The following is a 23185-nucleotide window of genomic DNA, read 5'->3' on the forward strand; positions in this document are numbered from 1 at the left end:
TGATCAGTGGTGACTTGTCACGCTTAAATTCATCATTCGCCAATCGCTGGCCAATTATCATTTTTCTCACGTTGATGTCATCTTCATCATTTTATAATAACTATAATAAAACAAATCAGATGTTAACGCAAATCAGCCCTAATCACTACGCCAATTATCAAAAAAAATACGCGACCGCAATTGGTCGCGTATTTTTGATGTGTCTGCCTTAAAAGTGGACAAGATAATTAGAATAGTACCTTAATCAAAGCCACGGCTAAGACAACCTGTGCTACACCGGTCAGTAAGCCATAAGACAAGAACTTACCACCAGAATTTTTAATGGTTTCAAACTTAAGGTTCAAACCAATACCAGCCAAGTTAACAACACCGAAGAAACTAGCCATTTCATGGGCCGAGTGTGTCACAACGTCCGGCAACTTCACAAAACTAGCCAAGAGCAAGAATGCCAAGAAGGCGATGACAAACCAAGGGACAGAAACGCCTTTAGCCGCTTCGATGCTCTTATCACTGCGTTGTGCCATTTTGGCAAAGATCACGACCACAACGGTTAACAGAATGACACGTAGCATCTTGAACAACGTAGCGTACGTGACAACTGATTGGTTAATCAAAGTGGCCGTTCCAACTACTTGACCAACTGACTGCAAAGTACCACCGACTAAGGCACCCAACAAAAGATTGTTATTACCAACCAAGTCAGGGCCAATCACTGGTAGCAAAAGCAAGAGGACAACACCAGTCAAACTAACTGTGGCCACGGCCGTGCGGCGTTGGTCATCATTGGCCCCAATGGCTGGCGCCACAGAAGCAATCGCACTTGAACCACAAACGGCGTTTCCAGCGCCCATCAACATCGCTGACTTATCGGAAACTTTAAACAAGCGGCCCCCCATCCAAAGGACAACAACAATTGTCAAAACCATTTGAATTAAGATGAACACAATACCGTTTAAACCAAGATTCTCAATGGTTCTCAATGTAACCGTTAATCCCATCAACGCAATCCCGATTTCAATCGGATACTTTTCCGCCCACTTCATACCTGGGGCAAATTTTTCGTGACGCAAGATGGTATTACCGAGCACAATACCAATCAGCATTGCAATCGCCTCGCCCCCTAGAAAAGGTAGCCAGACAGATAAATATTTTGCAATAACTGACACAATGAATGTGGCCACGATCCCTAAAATCATGTTCCTTTTAATTGCCATATATTATCTCCCTTACAATCAAAATTGAATTTTGAGTTGCTCTCCAAACGACGTTTCACGTGAAACATGCTGTTACGCTGACGCAAATGCTGCCCATAATTTGACAATGGCTTGTACACCCTCATCGCCATGGGTTTTATTGAGTTTGGCAAACAATTGCTCTGCCAGTGCTGTGCCTGGTAGGTCAATAGCCATCTCAGCGGCTGCATCTAATGCAATACGCAAATCTTTTAATAGATGTTTCACATAAAAACCAGCCGCAAAATCATCTGCCATAATCCGTGGCATATAATTGGTGACCGACCATGAGCCTGCTGCACCGTTCCGCCAGATATTGTAAGCAGCGTCAAGATTTAAGCCTGCCGCCTCAGCATAGGCCATAGACTCTGCCATCCCAATAACTGTTGCAGCAACCCCAATATTGTTGCTCATTTTCATGTGCTGACCCTTACCGGCATCACCAGCAAGCACAATGTTTTGCCCCATCACTTGGAAAATCGGCAATACTTGGTTATACGTGGCCAATGCCCCACCAACCATAATGGATAGTGTCCCATTTTTAGCCCCAATATCACCACCTGAAACCGGCGCATCAAGCACGCCAATGCCAAGTTCTTGCCCCATTCTGGCAAGCTTTTCAGCTAATTTAGGTGTAGAGGTCGTCATATCAACCAAAATATCGCCAGAAAATAGCCCGTCTTGACCAGTCCACACCGCTTCCACGTCTTTTGGATAGCCAACCATGGTAAATGTTATGTCAGCAGCCTGAGCAACTGCAGCTGGCGAATCTGCCCAACGTGCGCCATTGGCAATCACATCGTCCGCCTTCTCACGTGTTCGGTTATACACGATCACGTCGTGCTTGGCGGCTAATAAATTATTAATCATGCCAGTGCCCATGACGCCCGTTCCAACAAAGCCAATCTTCATATTGCTTCTCCCTCAACAATTGCCATACGATTGCCAACATAGTTATTACATAACCTTTATTATCAATCAGACCATTAAAAAAAACAACCGTCATTTGGTTGTTTTTTCAGAAAATTTACCTGATTTTTTTCTAATATTTTTCTTTGTAACGCCCACCAGATAAATGACCCACTCTACCGTAGAATTTCATTATCCGTATACCCACCATTAGCAAGGGTCACCGCATCGTTTAACGCCATTTCAACCATGTTTTTAATGGCTGTATTCGTATAAAAAGCAATGTGTGGTGATAAATAAAAATTATCCAATTGCGTTAGTCGTTGAATATTTTCTGGTAAATCTGTCACTGCCTGCTTTTGGTTCATAAACGCATTTTCATTGGGCGTCACATCAACCGCTGCACCGTATAATTGACCGGTATTCAAACTGGTTTCTAAAGCTACCATATCCACAATTTCTCCACGGGCCATGTTTAATAGGATGGTACCTGGTTGGATTTTGTCAAAAAAGGCTTGATCCGCTAAGTTGCGTGTTTCCTCATTTAAAGGGGTATGAAAGCTAATCACATTGGCACGTGCTAAAGCATCATCTAATGTTGTGTATTCAACAAATACTTCGTTCTGCGCACGATAAACTGGATCAACGCCTAACACTTTGGCTCCCAAAGCATGCAACATTTGCGCAAAAGCTGAGCCAATGCGACCAACACCAATAATAGCAACTGTTAACTGATAAATTTCCCGTGCTTGGCCACCAGCTGCCCATGTGTAATCGCCGGTGGCCATGGCCCGCTCAAATTGCTTGTTATGCCGTAAAATATTAAATAACTGGGTCAAGGTATATTCGGCAATTGCCCGTGGTGAATAGGCCGCAACATTAGAAAGTCGGATTTTTTGACTAAAGGCCGCGGGCACATCAAAAACATCATAGCCAACTTGGCGCAAGGCAATTTGTTTAATCCCGTTTTCAGCAAGTATCTGATAGACTGGCGCTGGCATTGCCGTTGTCTGTTGCGTACTAACCGCATCAAATCCTGCGGCTTGTCCCGCATTGTCAACCGTTAATGGTTCTGATAATGTGACCACTTCGTGCCCTGTTTTGGCCATCCAGGCAGTCACAAAAGGTTGTTCTTCGGGAACTGTATTGTACATGAGTATTTTCATATTTTGCTCACCTTTCTCTTATGATACTCATATTTATTGTAAACGAAAAGCACGCTAAAAGCGTGCTTTTTGATTATTTTACTTTGCCGAGGAAATACTTCTTCTTCCCACGACGGACCAATACAAATTGTCCATCGTAGTGTGTTGAAGGATCCACTTCAGCTGCGACATCGGTCACTTTTTCACCATTGATTGTAATAGCGCCGTTCGTCACGTCTTCGCGTGCTTGACGCTTTGAGGGTTCCACACCACCTTCAACCAAGAAGTCAACCACATTCTTGATTTCATTAGGTGTGTCAAAGCTTGGCACACCACCAAAGGCATCCCCGATTTGCGCAGCCGAAAGCGTTGCCACATCCCCACTAAAGAGGGCAGCTGATAACTTTTCTGCATCTTCAACGGCTGCTTGACCATGGACAAACTTCGTCACTTCTTGTGCCAAACGACGTTGTGCCAAACGCTCACCTGGGTTAGTTTCAACGGCCTTCGCCAACGTCTCAATTTCATCTACACTTAGGAAAGTGAAATACTTCAAGTACTTCACCACATCAGCATCACTTTGATTCAACCAGAATTGGTAGAAAGTATAAGGTGAGGTCTTCTTTGGATCCAACCAGATCGCGTTCCCTTCAGATTTACCAAACTTCTTGCCCGTTGAATCTGTCATCAAAGGAATGGTGAGCCCAAACGCTTTAGCGTCATTTCCCTCTAACGAATGAATCAAATCAATTCCCGACGTGATGTTACCCCATTGGTCCGACCCACCAATTTGTAACTTAACGTCTTCACGACGCCACAATTCATGGAAATCAATCCCTTGTAGCACTTGGTAAGTAAATTCAGTAAATGAAATTCCTGTTTCCAAACGTGACGCCACGACATCCTTTTTCAACATCACGTTAATTGAGAATAACTTCCCATAATCACGCAAAAAGTCTGTCAATGTCAACTTTCCTAGCCAATCATTGTTATTCACAATACGGGTGTCATCATCACCAAAGAGTTTTGTTACTTGCACTGTGATGCCCTTTTCGTTTTCAGCCAATTGTTCAGGCGTCAAAAGTTGACGTTCTGTTGTAGGCCGTGGGTCGCCAATGGCCCCAGTTGCCCCACCAACAATAATCACAGCCTTACCACCAGCGTTTTGGAAACGCTTTAACACCATAAATGGAATGAGGTGTCCAAGATGCAAAGAATCAGCAGTTGGGTCTGTCCCAACGTAAGCACCAATCTTGCCATCGGCCATTGCTTCTAGTAACCCTGCTTCATCTGTGACCTGGTTTAACGCGCCACGCCATTTTAAATCTTCAATAAAATTCATCTGTCTCTCCTTTGTTGTCGTTAAAATAGCAAAAACCGTCCTATAGCAACTATAGGACGGTTTTAACCGTGGTACCACCTAAATTGTAAGTCATCGGACCTACCACTTATTACGCCTTATCGCGGCAGACGTCATACTACTTAATGTTGTGTAACTCGAGCACAGGGGCGGGCTAGTTCACAGCACCCACTAACTTTCTTTGACGCGCCAATCTGTGTCTTTATCAACTGATGATGTTTTTATTATATCAGATAATCTGATCAATATGTGATTTTTATCAGAATTACGGCATGAATGCTTCGTCCATGACAGCAACACTCACATCATTTCCAGTTATCCCCATTTTCTCTGGTAGAATGGCCTTATATCGCCTAAATTACTTTTTGGAGGTTGCGATGTCAAACCGTTTAAAAGCCATTAGTATCGGTATTGTGGCCGCTTTTTTCTTTTCGATCACATTTATCGTTAACGAAGTCATGGCTAATGCCAAAGGCTACTGGGGCTATACGGCTGCCCTACGTTATCTTTGGATGCTGCCCTTAATGCTGATTGTGAACCATTATTTGGGTTCCAATTTGGCACGCGTCCTGGCCTTCATCAAACAAAACTTAATGGCGTGGCTCATCTGGTCACAAGTGTGCTTTGTGTTGTTTTATGTGCCCCTGAGTTGGGCGGTTGATTATCTCCCTGGTTGGCTGATTTCAGCAACTTGGCAACTCACGATTATCTTTGGGGTATTAACCACCCCATTGGTTAAAGTCACACGACCAAATGGGCAAAAACAAGCACTAAAAATCCCACTGGCATCACTGCCGTGGATGTTGGTCATTTTACTAGGTGTTTTGCTAACCGTCGCCGCTTTTCTTTATCACTTACAACATATCACGCCCATGCTGATGGCAATTGGGGCCATCATGTTTGGCGCTGTCGCTTATCCGCTGGGGAACCGTAAAATTATGGCAGTGGTTGAGCCAAGCATGACGGCAACTGAAAAAGTGCTGGCGATGTTGATTTGTTCTTATCCTGTGTGGCTGTTAATTGCCGGACTTTCCTATCATCAGGTCGGCTTGCCACATATAGGTCAAGTCATCAATACCTTTGTCGTCGCCTTATCTTCTGGTGTTATTGCAACCGTGCTCTTTTTTAAAGCGACCCAACTCGCATCGCATAATATGCGAGAATTAGCCGCCGTTGAAGCGACCCAATCCATGGAAGTGGTGTTTTCCGTGCTCCTTAGCCTCATGTTTCTTGGCCATGCGCTCCCCACGCCAAGCCAACTGTTAGGGTTGACGTTGATGGTAGGTGGCATTATTATGCTGGCGATTCGTGAATAAGCCCATCCGAAAACAAGCTGCCTGTCTTTTGGCAGTTTGTTTGTGCCATCAGGTGCTTGCCGACGGTGGTGTGATGAACAAAGCAACCCCAGTCCACATACGACTAAATGCTGATAGCGACAGCTTAATTTTCCCCACTGCAGGATCTGGATCTGCCATGCATAAGTCCTGCCCAGCTCGCCCGTAAACCACGACATAATGATAGTCGCCAGTGAGTTGTCGGACATGGGCAATAAATGGCAACAGTAAATCAGGTTGGGTTAATAACGTCTGATCTGCTTGCAGAGCCAACGTGTCAAAATGAAGCGTTTGCGCTGCTGACAATAACCCATAGGCTGTTGTGCCTAACGCATTAGTCTGCGTCAATTGGCGTAGCCGTGACAGCGCTGGAGATGTCCCATAGTGGGCAATAACCATGGCTAGGGCTGCCAGTCCACAAGCCATTTCATCTTCTTGTGCAATATATTGGAAGTTTGGTTGTGTCATCTTATGTTTTAGCCAATACCATATCGGCACGCTGCTTATCATTTTATCCGTTTATAATAGGTTTTAGATTAGTCATGGTCATTATTTCAACATACGGTCACAAGTTGTGTTAAACAGCTCCGCCATTTGAATAATGAGATCAACATCGGGTACCCGCTTACCTTCTTCATAACGCGCAATGGTTGAGGTACAAACATTTAACTTGTCCGCCAAATCCCGACGGCTAAGTCGCGCCCCGGTTCTAAGTGCTGTTAAATTTTGAGGTAATTGATGGCCACCAGTAATTTGCTTTAACTGTGCAATGGTCATTTGCTGATAACGTGTCTGATTCAACATCATTTTCTCCTTATTTTCGTCTGCCTACCACGACATGTACTATTGGATTTCTGCCAATACTATCATTGTACGAAGATCGCATCAAAACGCTTGGAGAAAATTATGACAATTGGTCACCAGATTAAATTGCTAAGACAGTCAAAAGGGCTCACCCAACGCGATTTGGCAGATACGCTTTATATTTCCTATCAAGCTGTCTCCAATTGGGAGCGCCATCAAAGTCAGCCTACAGCTGATATGTTGCTTGCCATCCTTGAAAAATATCACTTACCACATGACTTTTTCATCACCCAATCAAGTCAACAACACTGCACGCAAGAAAAAGAACAAATCTTACGTGGTTTTTTGGAGAGTCTCATGTATTGTGCCAGTAAACCGCCAAGTTATGCCACAATTACCCAGTTTGCAAATCTCTCAATCACGCAAATTTGCCAACACTTTCCCGATTATGATGCACTCGTTAATCAGTTTATGGTCACCGTTGACGACCAGATTAAACCCACCGTTGAACTGCATCTTATCGCACACGAAGATTTGATCACAATTTTTTCAACCCATATGGCGCCACGCTTATATGCCGAACGGCAGAAATTGCACCTGTTATACACCCGTCCCTACTTGAAAGACACTTGGTTACGCTTTATTAAAGGACGCTACAAACAACTTATCCAACAATGGCAACCAAAAGCCATCGACGCCACCTACATGCTTGACGTGCTCATTACATTCATTTCGGTGTGGTTGAGTGCCGTACACCCCGAACCATTGGCAACTTTTCAACGGCGTATTCAGCATCTTACCCGCATCCCTATGCAATCTTGGCCACAGTAAAATCCCAGGCACCGCGTATAGCGGTACCTGGGATTTTTTAATTTTAGACAATAAAAAACCTACACCACTCATCACTACCCTGACCTAAAGTCTGTCTTAAGTTAGATGTTTAGCATAGGTACCCCTAGTTTGAGAACTCTGTTTCAATATGTAACAGCCTCACCTAGTATTCTATCAAATTGTCGGCTTAAAAAATTCAATTTATAACGCTATTTTTTTGCGTAAAATATATGCGTGACTTTTTATAACAATTGTGTTATATAAAATCATTTATTCGCAATTAACTGAATAAATTTTTCATGAAAACGTGTATCAGCTGTCAATTCTGGATGAAAAGCGGTCACTAAAATATGTGCATATTGCGCCGCGATCACCTTTTCGTCATCAATTGTGGCCAAAATCGTTACCGATTCATCAACAGCTGTCAGATACGGCGCCCGAATGAAACCACCATGAAACGGTTCATCAAATCCAACCACCGAAATGGCTTGCTCAAAACTATCTTTTTGCCGGCCAAAGCCATTACGCACCACCGTTGCTGGTAACGCGCCAAATGCCTTTGCTTGGGTTAAAAGCACCATTCCGGCACAGGTGCCAAAAACTGGTAAGCCAGCCTGAATCAACTGTCTTAACGGCTCAAGTAGTTGTTCTTGTACGAGCAATTTGTAAATCACTGTACTCTCCCCACCGGGAATAATAAGCCCATCAATGCCCGATAAGTCGGCAGCTTTTTTGATTAATTTTGCATCAACTTGGCACTTAGTCAACATGTCAACATGTTCACTGACTGCCCCTTGTAAATCCAATACGCCAACAATCATTCCCATTCTCCCTTAGATGCCACGACTGGCCATTTTTTGGTCTTCTGAAAGCGTGGCTATTTCAATCCCCTTCATAGGCTTACCAATATTTTTTGACACTTCGGCAATCAAAGCGTAATCAGTGGGATGTGCCGTTGCGGCCACGATGGCTTTGGCAAATTTTTCAGGATTTTCGGAGTGGAAAATGCCTGAACCCACAAACACCCCATCAGCGCCAAGGTTCATCATCAAGGCAGCATCTGCTGGCGTAGACACACCGCCCGCAGCAAAATTAATGACAGGTAGCTTGCCATGTTCATGAACGTAGGTCACCAAATCATACGGTGCCCGCAAATCACGCGCAATCGTCATTAATTGATTCGGATTGGCTGCTTGTACCTGCGCAATTTGTTCGTTGACCTTCTCCATATGGCGCACCGCTTCAATGATATTACCTGTCCCTGGTTCGCCTTTGGTCCGTAACATTGAAGCCCCTTCACCAATTCGGCGTAAGGCTTCGCCAAGATCACGGCAACCACACACAAACGGCACTTCAAAGGCCGTTTTATCAATGTGGTAGGTGTCATCTGCTGGGGTTAGCACTTCACTTTCATCAATGTAATCCACGCCAACCGCTTCTAACACACGTGCTTCAACAAAGTGTCCAATGCGTGCTTTTGCCATCACCGGAATTGTTACGGCGGCCATAATTTGTTCGACCATGGCTGGATCAGACATGCGTGCGACACCGCCAGCAGCGCGAATATCAGATGGGACACGTTCTAGGGCCATGACAGCTACAGCACCAGCTGCTTCAGCAATTTTTGCTTGTTCGACGTTGGCAACGTCCATAATCACGCCGCCTTTTTGCATTTGTGCCATCCCGCGCTTAACCAATGTGGTGCCTTTTTCCATGATTCATACTCCTCTAATGTTTGTGATTTGAATTTCATTCTATTTTAAGTTATGCTGAATTGACTGAGAACAACCAATTGGTTTAATTTTTGACCAACCAATTTAAAAGGAGCACCGATCTTGCGCTGGCAACTACCATCACACGACAAAAAGGCCGTCTACTTGCAGCTGATTAATGTCATTTTACAAGGGATTGAACAAGGCGCCTTACTACCAGGTGAACAACTGCCACCAGAACGCCAACTTGCACATGACTTAGGCGTCAACCGTTCAACCGTCCAACACGCCCTCAATGAATTAGTCAGCCAAGGAATTTTACTGCGGCAACAAGGGAGTGGCACTTGGGTTAACTCGGGCAAATGGGGTGTTTTATCGGCACATGTCAACTGGCGAAACTATTTTACAACGGATCGTTTAAGTGATCCGGAAAGCTTTATGGTGCAACTCAAACAATTACGACAACAGCCGGAAGTTTTAAATTTAGCCGACAGTCAGACCGAAAATGCGCCTTTACGTCAGCTAGCACTCCCAAGTATCGCCATGGCCACGCTACTGCAACAAAACACCGCCAACGCAATGAGTGGTAGTCCCGCATTAAAAGCACAAATCAGGCGACACTTGCACCCCTATCTCAACCAACCCCTGCCAGATGAGCAACTCCTGATTACTGCTGGTGCCCAGCAAGCCTTTTTCTTAATTGCCCAAGGATTATTATCCTATGGTGATGCCATTGCCATTGAATCGCCGTCTTATTTGTACCAACTCGCCTTATTTCAAGTCGCCGGTATTCGGGTTTTTGGCGTGCCACGCACCAAAAATGGCGGGCTATCCCTCGACGATTTGCAACATTTATATTACCAACACCATTTAAAATTCGTCTTCGTCAATCCAACCAATCAAAACCCAACGACCCAAACCATGCCATTAGCCGAACGGCACGCCCTGATTGCGCGGTGCCGGCAACTCAATTTACCCATTGTTGAAGACGATCCTTTTGGCTTCACACTCGCGCTTAGTCAGCAAAGTATCCCCACGCTTAAGCAATTGGACCCCAATAATGTGATCTATATCGGTTCCCTTTCTGAGTTTAGTGGTGCTGACACCCGAATTGGTTGGTTGATTGCCCCACCGGCCATCGTTACGCGCTTATCAGAAATTCGCCAAGAAATGGAATCCGGCATCAGTATTTTTTCCCAGTATCTGGCAACCCAACTCTTGAGCCAACCCAACTTAGCCGACTTGGTCGCCCAGCAGCAACACCAATTAGCGCATGCGTGTCAACGGCTGTTACGCCTGCTCGCACCCTTTGTGGCACAAGGCCAATTGGCTTATCAAATCCCGACTTTAGGCAATACACTGTGGCTTCATATTTTAACCAAATCGACAATGACCCGCGCTGATTATCAAGTGTTTCTCGATCAGCAACTGCTGGTTTTACCAGATTTCTTATTTGGTTGTCACAGTAACCATGTCCGTTTAAGCTATTCGCAACTTCCCGCGGATGATACCCTATTAAAGCAACGTCTACAGGCCGTAATGGCACAATTAATCGATTGACGACTAGGTTTTTTAAACCAGTTAGTGTATGATGAACGTGTTTAGTACATGCCCTGCATCATTTAAAAGATAAAATTTGAGGAAAAATAATGGCGATTGGTAACCAAATTAAAGCGCTACGAAAATCACTTGGCTTGACCCAACAAACATTTGCTGACAAACTGTTTATTTCCTATCAATCCGTTTCCAACTGGGAACGGGCTAAAAGCCATCCTACCGCTGAAATGATGCTCACCATCATTGAAACGTTTCATTTACCGCTGAATTTTTTTATGCCCAGCGACCAAAACAGTCAAGATCTCGATGACGAACAACTCATTTTAGCCGCCTTCATTAAAAGTATGCGCGCGAGTGCTGATAAAATCCCGACAATGGCAACCATTGCCCAATTGGCTGGCCTATCCATTGAACGCGTCATGGCTTATTTCCCAACGTTCGATGATTTAGCTTATGCCACGATTAATGCTGTCGATGATAATATTAAAACCAAAATCGAGTCGCGGTTAGCCGTTGAACCTGATATTTTAACGGTTTTTATCAATGATATGACGCCCTTACTTTATCAAGAACACAAAGTTCTCCATATCTTATATACGCGACCCTATATTCGTGGGGTGTGGGTACAATTCTTGAAAGCCAAATATAAGTCCCTTTTGATTAAATATCAACCACGGGCGGCTCAAGATGTCCTGGGTACGGAATACTACATCGAAACCTTAACTGGCTTTATCTCGGTTTGGATGAGCCAAAAAAAGCCGGAATCCTTAACTGATTATCAAAAACGGTTACGTGCTTTGACAAGCCAGCCACTCGCCTTGTGGCATACCTTAAGTTAAAAAAGACAACCATTGCTTGGTTGTCTTTTTTACTCTGCTTGACAAATTACTTTGACAAACACAGTAATTTTTCCTATAATGAACTCAAGATTAAGTGGAGGACAATAAGATGTCAATTTCTAAAGACCTTATTCGTGGTCACATTGATACCATGATTCTCAATATTCTCCAACAGCAGGATTCTTATGGTTATCAAGTCGCCAAATCAGTTCGCTTACTCAGCCAGCAACAATATGAACTGAACGAAGCAACTTTATACACGGCTTTTCGGCGTTTAGAAAAAAGTGGTGATATTACCAGTTATTGGGGCGATGAAACCCAAGGGGCTCGCCGGAAATACTATAAGATTACTGCTACTGGCCAACAACACCTCCAACAAGCGATTGTTGACTGGCAATTTGCAAAAGATGTGATTAGCCAGCTCATCACTGGCACGATTGCAGAAGGAGACAAATAATGACTTCAATTGAACTCGCGATACGTACTCGCCTAGACGTTATTTTTTCAAAATATACGCCTAATCCGCAACTTACTGAATTTAAAGAAGAACTCGTGGCTGATTTGCTGGATGCCTATCAAGATTTTGCCCAACAAGACAAATCACATGAAGAAGCACTCGATGACACCTTTGCGCAGTTAGGGGATATTGACGCTATTTTACAAGACATGAGTGATTCACATACCCAACAAACTGCGTCTGATGATGAGACAGCCCAAGATACGACAGACCGCTTCTTTGATTTGTCAGATGATGGCTTGCGCCTTGGTAATCTACACATTAATGGTCAAGGCGTCCGCTTAGGTGACGATATTATCCTTGATGGTAAAAATAATAAAGTACAATTTGGTGATTGGCTGCACGTCGACCGCGCTGGGGCACGCGTCGGTCGTAAATTCTACGCCTTTGATACCACTGACGACGATACCGCAACCTTTACCGAACAGGCATCAACAAACTCGCCACATTGGACTGCGGCACATCACAGTATCCAGCTGCCCGTTACCGATCAAGCACTCGTTTTGAATTATAAAAACGCTACCTTAAATTTTTATCGTAACGATAAGACGGATCTCGTAACCATTGATGAATTTTTCAGTCGCGATAATCAACGTTATTTTGCATCAGTATCCGAAACGCAGGATCAAGTGGTGGTTACCCAAGGTGATACACCACGACTTTTTCAAGTAAAAGTCCATGTGAATATCGGTTTACCACAAAACTTTTCCGATGGTCATCTGACGGTTACAAATCACACCGGTCAAGTGACCGCAAAAAACCTCACCCTGAAAACCTTTAATTTAACCCTGACGGCAGGTAGCTTTCACATCAAGCACCTTCAAGCCCATGAAGCCAATTGGGATTTCAAAGCCAGTGATGTCAGCGGCCGAGATATCACAATTGCGCACGCTAAGATGACCAATCAAGCTGGTCGCATCCAACTTGACCATGTCACGTTACCACACAGTCAAATCAACGCAACGTCTGGCACAATTAAAGTTGATCATTTTATCGGTGGCGGGCAATTTAACACGACATCTGGTACTTTGCGCCTCAAAGTTCAGACACTCACGCACGACTTGCAATTACAAGCCCTCAGCAATGACATTCGTCTAACGATGCCTGACACGCAAGATTACTATTTCGATCTCTCATCACAATCAGGCAGTGTGACCATGCCTAACCGACCTGATATGCATTTTAACCACAATACGCCGCAGACAAAGCGTGGCTTTACTGGTCAAATGCCAGAATTTACCATTGCGGCCTCAGTAGATTTAGGTACTATCAAAGTCTACTAATGCTGCACATTATCACTGTCATCGTACAATTTTTCATTCAATAAAAGGAGACCTATCATGTCAAAAAAGAAGCATTTAACACGTTCTCGTTCAAACCGTATTCTTGGCGGCGTTCTAGGTGGGATTGCCGAATATTTTGGTTGGGATGTCACCCTCACCCGTATTATTTACGTGATCATCTCTCTGATGGCCTTTCCAGGCATTATTTTCTATCTTTTGGCTTGGATTATCATCCCCGATGGACCACGGCAAACCACTTATCATACTTATGAAACAGGGGCACGGCGTGACGTTACCCCAGATGATGACTAATTGGTGTGTGTAAACGGTCATTGTCTCGTATCATTTAGTATCCCGTTAACAAGCGCATAAACACTGTTTATAGCGCACAAAAAGCCCGCTGATGATCATCAGCGGGCTTTTTGTATGTCTGGATAATGCTTGATTAATCTTCTAAATCATCCGTTAATTGTTCAACGATTTGCGTCGTTTGTTCAATCACTTCTTCTGTTTCACGTGAAACATCTTCCGTTGTTTCGTGTTCAACCTTTGCTAATGTTGCCACTTTGGCACCATCTTCTAAGCGAATCAAACGCACACCTAGGGTTGCACGACCAGTTTGGCTCACGGATGCCACGGCAAAGCGAATCATCACGCCTTGTGTCGTTGTCACCATAATATCCTCGTCACCGCGGACGATCGTCATTCCAGCTAACACACCGTTTTTATCCGTAATATTTGCTGTTTTGATCCCTTTACCGCCACGACCCTTAATTGGATACTCAGTGGCCGGTGTTTGCTTGCCGTAACCTTTTTCCGTGATGACCAACACGTTCTCGGTGTCGTCCACGACGTCTGCGCCAATGACTAAGTCATTCTCGCGCAAACGAATCCCACGCACACCGGCAGCAGCACGGCCCATGATTCGGACATCTGCTTCAACAAAGCGCACAGAATAACCGTCCTTTGTGGCAATTAACACACTTTGTGTCCCATCCGTAATTTGAACAGACAAAACTTCATCATCGTCATGTAACGTTAAGGCTTTTAAACCGTTCGTCCGAATATTGGCAAATTCACACACCGCCGTTCGCTTCACGACACCTAGCCGTGTTACAAAGAACAAATAATCATGACTGTCAGTTGCTTCCCCATGCACATTGATGAGGGTTTGAATCTTTTCATCGCCTTCAAAGTGCAATAAGTTGACGACCGGAATCCCTTTGGCTTGACGGCCATATTCTGGCACTTCATACCCCTTCATCCGGTAAACTTTACCCTTATTGGTGAAGAATAGTAGCGTATCATGCGTTGATGTGGCAACCATTTGATCAACAAAGTCTTCATCATTGACATTCATGCCTTGCACACCACGACCACCACGGTTTTGTGCCTTAAATTCAGCTTGTGGGACACGCTTAATGTAGCCATTACGCGTCAACGTGATAATCACGTCTTCTTCTTCAATCAGATCTTCATCTTCTAGGGTCGTCACATCCCCAACTTGAAGTTCTGTGCGACGTTCATCACCAAACTTCGTTTGAATGTCGAGCAATTCATCATAAATCAATTGATCAACACGTTCTTGATGCGCCAAAATATCCTTCAAATCAGTAATTAATTCGACTAATTTCTGATACTCATCTTCGATTTTGTCACGTTCCAAGCCCGTTAAACGGACCAAACGCATATCCAAAATCGCTTGCGCTTGCTTATCTGTCAGCGCATACCCATCAATCAAACGGGTCTTGGCTTCTTCAGAAGTCGCTGATGAGCGAATGATCGTAATAATCGCGTCGATATGATCTAAAGCAATACGCAACCCTTCCAAAATGTGGGCGCGTGCTTGGGCCTTTTGTAAGTCAAAGGCTGTTCGACGGCGAATGACTTCACGTTGGTGCGTGAGGTAAGCCTCCAAAATAGCCTTCAAACTCATGGTTTGTGGCTTACCACCATTAATCGCCAACATATTGAAGCTAAAGTTCGTTTGCAGCAACGTTTCCTTGTACAAGTTATTCAAAATAACACTGGCTGACGCATCACGACGCACGTCAATTGAAATCCGTAGCCCGTCACGATCTGATTCATCACGGATTCCCGTAATGCCTTCAATGCGCTTATCACGTGCCAATTCGGAAATTCGTTCAATTAAACGCGCTTTATTGACGGCATAAGGTAATTCCGTCACGATAATCTGTTCTTTACCAGTCTTTGTCTGCTCAATATCCACTTTGGCACGAACAGTCACTCGACCGCGACCAGTTTCATAGGCCCGACGAATACCAGACTTGCCCATCACAATCCCACCAGTAGGGAAATCAGGCCCTGGTAAAGCTTCCATCAAATCTGAGGTCGTGGCCGCAGCATTATTCATTAAGACATGAATAGCTGAAATTACTTCCCCTAAATTATGCGTTGGAATATTGGTCGCCATCCCAACCGCAATACCTGTTGCCCCATTGACCAACAGGTTTGGGAAACGAGCTGGCAAGACTTCTGGTTCACGTTCTTCACCATCATAGTTGGGAACGAAGTTGACCGTGTCTTTATTTAAATCACGGACCATTTCCATTGCCACTTTTGACAGACGGGCTTCGGTATAACGCATCGCCGCAGCACCATCACCATCGACAGAACCAAAGTTACCGTGGCCGTCGACTAGCATGTGTCGGTATGAAAATGGTTGTGCCATGCGCACCATTGATTCATAAATCGCTGAATCACCGTGCGGATGATATTTACCCATGACATCCCCGACAATACGCGCTGATTTTTTATGCGGCTTATCGGGCGTGTTACCTTGTTCAATCATTGAATACAAAATACGACGATGAACTGGCTTCATACCATCACGGACATCAGGCAAGGCACGCGCCACAATTACTGACATAGCGTATGACAGGAATGATGTTTTCATTTGTTCTGACAAATTCGCATTACGAATACGCGCGTCATTTTGTTCAGACATTGTTTACTCCTTGTAAAGTTCTTCTGCGATAGCATGATGCTGCAAAAAGCAGCCATAGCGTTTTAAGCTATTATGACCGCCAAATACGCATGAATTAAATGTCTAAGTTTTCAACAAAGACAGCATTTTCTTCAATAAATTCACGACGTGGTGCGACATCGTCACCCATCAACATATCAAAGATACTATCGGCTGCTTCGGCATCGGCAGGATCAACCCGCAACAATCGCCGGTGCAAGGGATCCATGGTTGTATCAGCTAACTGATCAAAATCCATTTCCCCAAGTCCCTTATAACGTTGAACCTTTGGCTTAATATTTGCAGGTAATTGTGCCAAAAAGTCCTCTAACTCTTCATCTGAGTCAAGATATTCTCGGGTCTTTGAGTTCCCCAAAGCCACGCCATACAAAGGTGGCTGGGCAATATAAATATAGCCGGCATCAATCAATGGCCGCATATAACGGTAGAACAACGTTAATAGCAACGTTCGAATATGGGCCCCATCGACATCGGCATCCGTCATGATAATGACTTTGTGGTAATTCGCTTTTTCGACGTTAAACTCATCCCCAAAACCAGTACCCATTGCAGTGAAAATGGTACGAATTTCTTCGTTAGCCAACACCTTATCTAAGGTTGCTTTTTCAACGTTCAGGATTTTACCACGAATTGGCAAAATCGCTTGCGTCAAACGATTACGCCCTTGCTTGGCTGAACCACCGGCCGAGTCACCCTCGACAATAAATAATTCAGAAATCGCTGGGTCATTTGACGTATTATCGGCCAATTTACCTGGTAGATTACCAATTTCTAAGCCGGATTGCTTCCGCGTCATTTCACGCGCACGCTTAGCCGCAAGGCGAGCCTTTTGCGCCAAAATACCCTTTTCAACAATTTGCTTGGCCACCGATGGGTTTTCCATCATGAAGCGGCTAAAGGTTTCAGAAAACATACGATCAGTAGCCTGACGCGCATCAGAATTACCAAGTTTTGTCTTAGTTTGACCTTCAAATTGTGGATCGGGATGCTTGATTGAGACAATGGCCGTCATCCCTTCACGGACATCTTCACCTGTCAAACTTTCAGCGTTTTCCTTTAACTGCCCATTCTTACGCGCATAATCGTTAATCACACGCGTTAGCGCTGTTTTAAAGCCGGTTTCATGGGTCCCACCTTCATAGGTGTTAATGTTGTTGGTAAACGTCCGGAGACTATCCTTGACGTCAGTCGTGTACTGTAAGGCGACTTCAACAACAATGCCATTTTCTTCCCCTTCAACATAGACTGGTTCAGGGAAAACAACCGTTTTCTCGGCATTCAAATAGTCGACGTACTCTTTAATCCCACCTTCAAAGTAGAAACTTTCTGTGACTGGCTCTTCCGGGCGCTTATCCGTAATCGAGATGCGCAACCCCTTGTTCAAGAAAGCCAATTCGCGCACACGCGTTAACAACGTGTTGTAATTATAGACCGTTGTTTCACGGAAGATATCGGCATCTGGCTTAAAGTGCACAATCGTTCCACGTTCAATGGTTGGCACTTCATCTAGTTTCACCATGTTGGTATTCACACGGCCAACTTGAAAGTCCATGTAATAAACTTGGCCATCACGCACAACCCGAACGTCTAAATTCGTCGACAAGGCATTCACAACCGAAGCCCCAACACCGTGTAGCCCACCAGAAACTTTATAGCCGCCACCGCCGAATTTACCACCGGCATGCAAAACAGTAAAGACCGTTTCTAGCGCTGGCTTACCAGTTTTAGTCTGAATGTCAACTGGAATCCCACGGCCATCATCCGTGACGGTAATTGAATTATCTTTTTCAATCGTGACGGTAATATGTGAGGCAAAGCCTGCCAAGGCTTCATCAATCCCGTTATCCACAATTTCCCAGACCAAATGATGCAAGCCTTGGGCCGTTGTTGTCCCAATGTACATCCCCGGACGCTTACGAACGGCTTCAAGGCCTTCTAAGACTTGAATTTGGTCTGCATTATAATCACCAGCATTCGCATCAACCGTGCTTGCACTGCGAATTTCTTCGTCATCTGTGACAATTCCGTCAATATTTTCTACATCATGCTTGTTTTCTTCAGACATAATAAATCCTTTATGTACCTGCTGATTACTCAGCGTGCTTTTCTAACGTAATTTCACCATGTTGCACGTGAAACACTTTCGGGGTATGAATCAATTGTCGCGCCACATCACTCAATGTCGGTGCCGTAATAAACGTCTGCACCTTATCTTGAATAGCTAATAAGAGATGCGTTTGTCGATTAGCGTCTAGTTCACTTAACACGTCATCCAAGAGCAACACAGGATATTCACCCGTCTCCTCTTGCATTAAGTCAATTTCGGCCAATTTAACCGCTAATGCTGTTGTGCGTTGCTGACCCTGTGAGCCAAAAACGGCAACATCGTTCTCGTTGACAATAAATTTAATGTCATCGCGATGTGGCCCCACTAAGGTGGTCCCCTGCATAATCTCACGGGCTTCTTGACGCGCTAATGCCGCTTCAAACGCTGCCTTAACCGTTTCGAGATCATCATCGCGTTCAAAGGCAACCCCAGTTTGGTAAGCTAGCGTCAACGTTTCCTGTTGATTAGAAATTTCTGCATGAATCGGCTGGGCCGCTGCTTGCAACCGTTCTAAAAATCCGCGACGCGCGAGCAAAACTTGCGCCCCAACATCGACTAATTGCGCTGTCAAAACCGACAAAAATACCTTATCGGTCGTTTGTTTCATTTGCAAACGTTTAAGATACGCATTTCGATCCTTTAAGATACGCCGGTACTGCGTTGTGTTATAGAGATACAGCGGGTTCATTTGCCCAAACTCCATATCAATAAAACGCCGCCGCACACTGGGCGCACCTTTAACGAGATCTAAATCTTCCGGTGCAAACAAAATGACATTTAATTGGCCGATGTATTGTGATAGCTTTGATTGCTCTAAATGATTCACCCGTGCTTTTTTGCCTTTAGTCGAAAAATGCAAAGCTAACGGTATGTCGCTGACATTTTTCTTGACGCGACCACTAATCGTGGCCGAATTGGCTTGCCAACGAATTAAATCTTTATCACTACTCGTACGATGAGAACGCGCTAAAGCCAAGACGTAGATGCTTTCCAACAAATTCGTCTTGCCTTGCGCGTTCTCACCTAAAAACACATTCACACCCGCACTAAAATCAAGCGTCAAATCAGCATAATTCCGGTAATTCGCGAGCGTTAACGATGTGAGTTCCAAGAACCCGGTCCTTTTGGCCCGTTACTGCGACGTCCTGGTTTTGGTCGCCCAAAACCACCGGCACGTGAGCTGTTTTGTTTACGCAACTCAGCAAAACGTGCCTCTTTACGCGCCTTTGCCACTGCTGCTTTTTGTGCTTTAATGCGATCATCGCGGACTGTTTTCTTAGCGGCCAGGGCACGTTCATCCTTTTCTTGTTGTGCCTGGGCAATTAATTCATCCGCATTTTCAGCCAACGAAATAATATAGGTTTCGCCATCAACGATGATTTCATCATGGTCGTATAGCTTTTTTCCCCGACGATTTTCCGGTTCACCATTGAGTAAGACGGGAAAATCCATCAGATAATATTTTGCTTGACCACCTGAAGAAATAATATTTTCTTCTTTTAGCAGTTGTGTGAGTGTGATGTATTCAGTTGTAATTTCTATCGTTTTCGTCATATCGGTTACCTTTGTATTATACCATTTTTTCACCGCTAATTCTTAAAAAAACGGCCTAAAATCGGCTTTAAGCGATTTTAGGTCGTTTTAAGGGTAATGGTTTACTTTGACTTAATTTTATTTAAAACGCATATCACGAATTAAAACGTTCGCACTGGTGTAATAAGTTGCAACTGCTTATTATCCACTTCTCCAGCTGGCGTGACCGTGAATGGTCGCAAATTCGTGGTAAACTTCAAATCAACTAACTTACCGTTAAAGACACGGAGCGCATCACGGACATAGTCGGGGTTAAATGAGATTTCTAAATTCTCACCCTCAACTGACGTTGTCTGTAATTCTTCTTGCACCTGCCCCACTTCTTGTGACGTTCCAGTCAGCGTAACAACACCATCGGTCATGGTCAATTGGACCACGTTATTACGACTTTCGTGACTCAACAGACTCGCACGGTTAATGGCCCCAAGTAAGGTGCCCGCATCAATGGTTAATTGCGTCGTACTTTCAGTTGGAATTAACCGATCCGTTTCTGGATAGTTCCCTTCCAGCAAGCGTGAATAAAACGTTGTATGCCCAAGATCAAAGACTGCTTGGTTTTTGGCCAACTTAATGTCGACGCGGTCTTGCCCTTCTAAGAGACTTTGCAACTCATTGAAAGACTTCGCTGGCATAATCACATCCGCGTTCACTTGTGCATCAGTCCCCGTCAACGTCACAATGCGTTGTGACAAACGATGAGAATCTGTTGTCACGGCCTTCACATCATTGCCATTTAAGGCCAAATGAATCCCTGTTAAGATCGGCCGACTTTCTTGTGTTGAGGCAGAGATTTTAGTTTGTGAAATGATATCTACCAATTGTGCTGCGGAAACACTCAAACTCTGCACGTCATCTAATTCTGGCAATTGTGGGTAGTTACGGACATCTTGCCCATTAATCGTAAAGGCTGAAGCCCCAGACGTAATACTTGCCCGTAACCCATCAACGGCCAACGTTAAATCATCAGCTGGAAGATTTTTAACAATATTGGCAAAAAAAGTTGCTGGTAAGGTAATCCCACCCGTTGAGCCAATAACTAATTGTGCAGACGTATCAGATTGTTCAATTCGCGTTTCAATTGAAATATCACTGTTTGATCCCGTCAAAATCAATTCATCTTGCGACAAGACAATTTTGATGTTGGTCAAAATAGGAATTGTTGTGCGTGATGAAATCGCACGAGAAACATCATTAAGTGACTTAATAAACACTTGGCGATTAATTGAAAATTGCATAATTATGCTCCTCTATTTTTAGCCCTTAGCTGGGTAGCTTTTTAAATAAGTTAAATAAAGATATCTAGTAGTAATAATAAGGGGTGTTTAAGTTGTGGAAAACACTATGTGGGTAACTGCTAGCGCGTAATGAGTTGTTCACAATGCTGTGGGAAAAACAGCCGAGTTATGCTATGTTATCCACACACGTTATTTACCGTTTTTGATCTCATCCGTTAAGGCATCCAGCATTTCTTTTGTACGTGCGTCAGATTCAGCCTTTTCGGTAATCTTGTTAGTCGCATGCAAGACCGATGAGTGATCCCGTCCGCCAAAAGCACGGCCAATATCAGGCAAACTTTCGTTGGTGAGTGTCCGAGTTAGATACATCGCAACGTGCCGGGCAGTCACTAAATCCTTTTTCCGGCTGGTACTCTTCAGGTCATCAATGGTTTGCATGTAATAATCGGCCACTACTTGTTGAATGCGTTCGACAGTGATTTTAAACCCTTGATTAATATTTAAATCGCCTAAAATTTGTTGGGCGGTTTCTTTTGTTGCGGGCTTATTACGGAAACGCAACATCGCTTCAAAACGATGGAATGTCCCCTCTAGTGTTCGAATATTAGAATCAATTTTGTCAGCGATTAATTCCAACACGTCATTTGGAATGGTTAAATGATCGGTTTCGGCAAGGTTCTTGAGAATGGCCACTCGCGTTGGTAAATCAGGCTTTTGAATATCCATTGAGATCCCCGCTTCAAAGCGCGACGTCAGCCGTGATTGCAAATCCACGATTTCTGTTGGTAGCTTATCGGAGGTCATGATGATTTGCTTGCCAGTTTTGGTTAAGACATTAAAGGTGTTAAAGAATTCTTCCTGCACCTTTTCTTTGCCTGACCAGAACTGAATATCATCAATTAATAAGAGATCAACAGTCCGGTATTCTTTTTTGAAGGCTGCCGTTGCCCCTTCACCTGCCCGCAATGATTCAGTGAAATCATTCAAAAAGTCTTCCGCCGTGGCGTACTTAATCCGGGCTGATGGCGTTGTTTTGGAGTAGGCATTCCCGATGGCTTGCATCAAATGGGTTTTGCCCAAACCAACCCCACCGTAAATCAAGTACGGATTATAAACACGGCCGGGATCTTCAGCGACAGCGCGCGCAATCGCATAAGCATTCTCATTACCAGCGCCGACAACAAATTTATCAAACGTGAAGTTTTCATTGAGATCGGATTCGCGGGTAAATGTGAGGTTTTCCGTTTGAATTGGCGTTGACTTTGGTAGACTTTCAGCCACGCGGAGTTCTGGTTTAATAAAGCCTTCGGCAATTTCCATGGCATATTGCACAAAACTCATGGCATAAGATTTATTCCAGTTGTCAATAATGTCGGCACTTTCTTCTGCCGGCACTTCCAAAACAATCCGTGATTCAGTTAAGGTAATGGGTGTTAAGGGTTCGATATAGGTATCAAATGAAACAGGACCAATTTCTTGATAGAACTTAGCTTTGACCTGATTCCATAATTCCTCTTTTGTAATGGGTTTTGTCACGAAAATCTCTCCTATATATTCGACACAATGCCAAAATAACGACAAATAGTCCATTTGCCGTGATGTGCCGATCAACTTTTCTATATTTAAAGAAGAAGTAGCAAAACTAATTATAACAGTAAGAAATTGAGTTTTCCACAAGCAAAAGACAATTTTACGACCTTTCAACAGGTGTGGACAAAAG

21 protein-coding genes are annotated in these 23185 nt (G+C 44.1%); 7 read left to right on the forward strand and 14 right to left on the reverse strand.

Features of this window, described 5'->3' with window-relative positions:
• Nucleotides 1-227: 227 nt before the first annotated feature.
• From A9176_RS02455 to tyrS, 4 genes are all read right to left on the reverse strand, one after another.
• Complete coding sequence (locus A9176_RS02455) at nt 228-1214, reverse strand: YeiH family protein (RefSeq protein ID WP_077282051.1); 987 nt, start codon at nt 1212-1214, stop codon at nt 228-230.
• 72 nt (nt 1215-1286) lie between these two features.
• Entirely contained in the window at nt 1287-2144 is an 858-nt protein-coding gene (locus tag A9176_RS02460) for an NAD(P)-dependent oxidoreductase (protein ID WP_077282052.1), read from the reverse strand.
• Between the two features lie 173 nt (nt 2145-2317).
• A complete protein-coding gene (locus A9176_RS02465; RefSeq protein WP_068851242.1) occupies nt 2318-3307 on the reverse strand; it encodes a D-2-hydroxyacid dehydrogenase in 990 nt (329 codons plus the stop codon).
• Between the two features lie 73 nt (nt 3308-3380).
• Complete coding sequence (gene tyrS, locus A9176_RS02470; RefSeq protein ID WP_077282053.1) at nt 3381-4628, reverse strand: tyrosine--tRNA ligase; 1248 nt, start codon at nt 4626-4628, stop codon at nt 3381-3383.
• Nucleotides 4629-4933: 305 nt separating this feature from the next.
• Between tyrS and A9176_RS02475 the strand changes: the two genes are divergently transcribed.
• Nucleotides 4934-5962 carry a multidrug resistance efflux transporter family protein gene (locus A9176_RS02475; RefSeq protein WP_242943238.1) on the forward strand — a complete coding sequence of 343 codons (1029 nt, stop codon included), beginning with the start codon at nt 4934-4936 and terminating at the stop codon, nt 5960-5962.
• 48 nt (nt 5963-6010) lie between these two features.
• On the opposite strand, the gene A9176_RS02480 is transcribed toward A9176_RS02475, so the two are convergent.
• Both A9176_RS02480 and A9176_RS02485 read right to left on the reverse strand, forming a co-directional pair.
• Entirely contained in the window at nt 6011-6448 is a 438-nt protein-coding gene (locus A9176_RS02480; protein ID WP_181407079.1) for a cysteine peptidase family C39 domain-containing protein, read from the reverse strand.
• A gap of 81 nt (nt 6449-6529) precedes the next feature.
• Nucleotides 6530-6787 (reverse strand): helix-turn-helix domain-containing protein, encoded by a 258-nt coding sequence (locus A9176_RS02485; RefSeq protein ID WP_077282056.1) that lies wholly within the window; start codon nt 6785-6787, stop codon nt 6530-6532.
• A 99-nt stretch (nt 6788-6886) separates the two neighbouring features.
• Between A9176_RS02485 and A9176_RS02490 the strand changes: the two genes are divergently transcribed.
• Entirely contained in the window at nt 6887-7615 is a 729-nt protein-coding gene (locus A9176_RS02490; protein WP_077282057.1) for a helix-turn-helix domain-containing protein, read from the forward strand.
• A gap of 266 nt (nt 7616-7881) precedes the next feature.
• Here the strand turns inward: A9176_RS02490 and pdxT are convergent, their stop codons facing one another.
• Together pdxT and pdxS are read right to left on the reverse strand one after the other, a co-directional pair.
• Nucleotides 7882-8436, reverse strand: coding sequence for a pyridoxal 5'-phosphate synthase glutaminase subunit PdxT (pdxT, locus tag A9176_RS02495; RefSeq protein ID WP_077282058.1), 555 nt, complete (start codon nt 8434-8436; stop codon nt 7882-7884).
• A gap of 12 nt (nt 8437-8448) precedes the next feature.
• On the reverse strand, nt 8449-9333 hold the full coding sequence (gene pdxS, locus A9176_RS02500) for a pyridoxal 5'-phosphate synthase lyase subunit PdxS (RefSeq protein ID WP_202975984.1): 885 nt from the start codon (nt 9331-9333) through the stop codon (nt 8449-8451).
• 117 nt (nt 9334-9450) lie between these two features.
• On the opposite strand from pdxS, the gene A9176_RS02505 reads away from it, so the two are divergent.
• From A9176_RS02505 to A9176_RS02525, 5 genes are all read left to right on the forward strand, one after another.
• A complete protein-coding gene (locus A9176_RS02505; protein ID WP_077282060.1) occupies nt 9451-10887 on the forward strand; it encodes a PLP-dependent aminotransferase family protein in 1437 nt (478 codons plus the stop codon).
• 89 nt (nt 10888-10976) lie between these two features.
• On the forward strand, nt 10977-11723 hold the full coding sequence (locus A9176_RS02510) for a helix-turn-helix domain-containing protein (protein ID WP_029509939.1): 747 nt from the start codon (nt 10977-10979) through the stop codon (nt 11721-11723).
• Nucleotides 11724-11832: 109 nt separating this feature from the next.
• Nucleotides 11833-12180 carry a PadR family transcriptional regulator gene (locus tag A9176_RS02515; protein ID WP_009999995.1) on the forward strand — a complete coding sequence of 116 codons (348 nt, stop codon included), beginning with the start codon at nt 11833-11835 and terminating at the stop codon, nt 12178-12180.
• Nucleotides 12180-13523 (forward strand): DUF4097 family beta strand repeat-containing protein, encoded by a 1344-nt coding sequence (locus tag A9176_RS02520; RefSeq protein ID WP_077282061.1) that lies wholly within the window; start codon nt 12180-12182, stop codon nt 13521-13523. The genes A9176_RS02515 and A9176_RS02520 overlap by 1 nt, the downstream gene beginning before the upstream one ends.
• 57 nt (nt 13524-13580) lie before the next feature.
• Nucleotides 13581-13835 carry a PspC domain-containing protein gene (locus tag A9176_RS02525; RefSeq protein ID WP_010005492.1) on the forward strand — a complete coding sequence of 85 codons (255 nt, stop codon included), beginning with the start codon at nt 13581-13583 and terminating at the stop codon, nt 13833-13835.
• Nucleotides 13836-13968: 133 nt separating this feature from the next.
• Here A9176_RS02525 and gyrA read toward each other — a convergent pair whose 3' ends face one another.
• The 6 genes from gyrA to dnaA all read right to left on the reverse strand — a co-directional run bounded on the left by gyrA (nt 13969) and on the right by dnaA (nt 23001).
• A complete protein-coding gene (gene gyrA, locus A9176_RS02530; protein ID WP_077282062.1) occupies nt 13969-16491 on the reverse strand; it encodes a DNA gyrase subunit A in 2523 nt (840 codons plus the stop codon).
• Nucleotides 16492-16585: 94 nt separating this feature from the next.
• Nucleotides 16586-18595 carry a DNA topoisomerase (ATP-hydrolyzing) subunit B gene (gene gyrB / locus A9176_RS02535; RefSeq protein ID WP_068851274.1) on the reverse strand — a complete coding sequence of 670 codons (2010 nt, stop codon included), beginning with the start codon at nt 18593-18595 and terminating at the stop codon, nt 16586-16588.
• A 25-nt stretch (nt 18596-18620) separates the two neighbouring features.
• On the reverse strand, nt 18621-19748 hold the full coding sequence (gene recF, locus A9176_RS02540) for a DNA replication/repair protein RecF (RefSeq protein WP_029509935.1): 1128 nt from the start codon (nt 19746-19748) through the stop codon (nt 18621-18623).
• Entirely contained in the window at nt 19730-20191 is a 462-nt protein-coding gene (yaaA, locus tag A9176_RS02545; RefSeq protein ID WP_010000003.1) for a S4 domain-containing protein YaaA, read from the reverse strand. Before yaaA ends, recF begins: the two co-directional genes overlap by 19 nt.
• A gap of 140 nt (nt 20192-20331) precedes the next feature.
• Nucleotides 20332-21465, reverse strand: coding sequence for a DNA polymerase III subunit beta (dnaN, locus tag A9176_RS02550; RefSeq protein ID WP_010004852.1), 1134 nt, complete (start codon nt 21463-21465; stop codon nt 20332-20334).
• Between the two features lie 189 nt (nt 21466-21654).
• A complete protein-coding gene (gene dnaA, locus A9176_RS02555) occupies nt 21655-23001 on the reverse strand; it encodes a chromosomal replication initiator protein DnaA (protein WP_029509934.1) in 1347 nt (448 codons plus the stop codon).
• Nucleotides 23002-23185: the final 184 nt, after the last annotated feature.

This window comes from Leuconostoc garlicum, assembly GCF_001998805.1.
In the GTDB taxonomy this organism is placed as follows: domain Bacteria; phylum Bacillota; class Bacilli; order Lactobacillales; family Lactobacillaceae; genus Leuconostoc; species Leuconostoc lactis.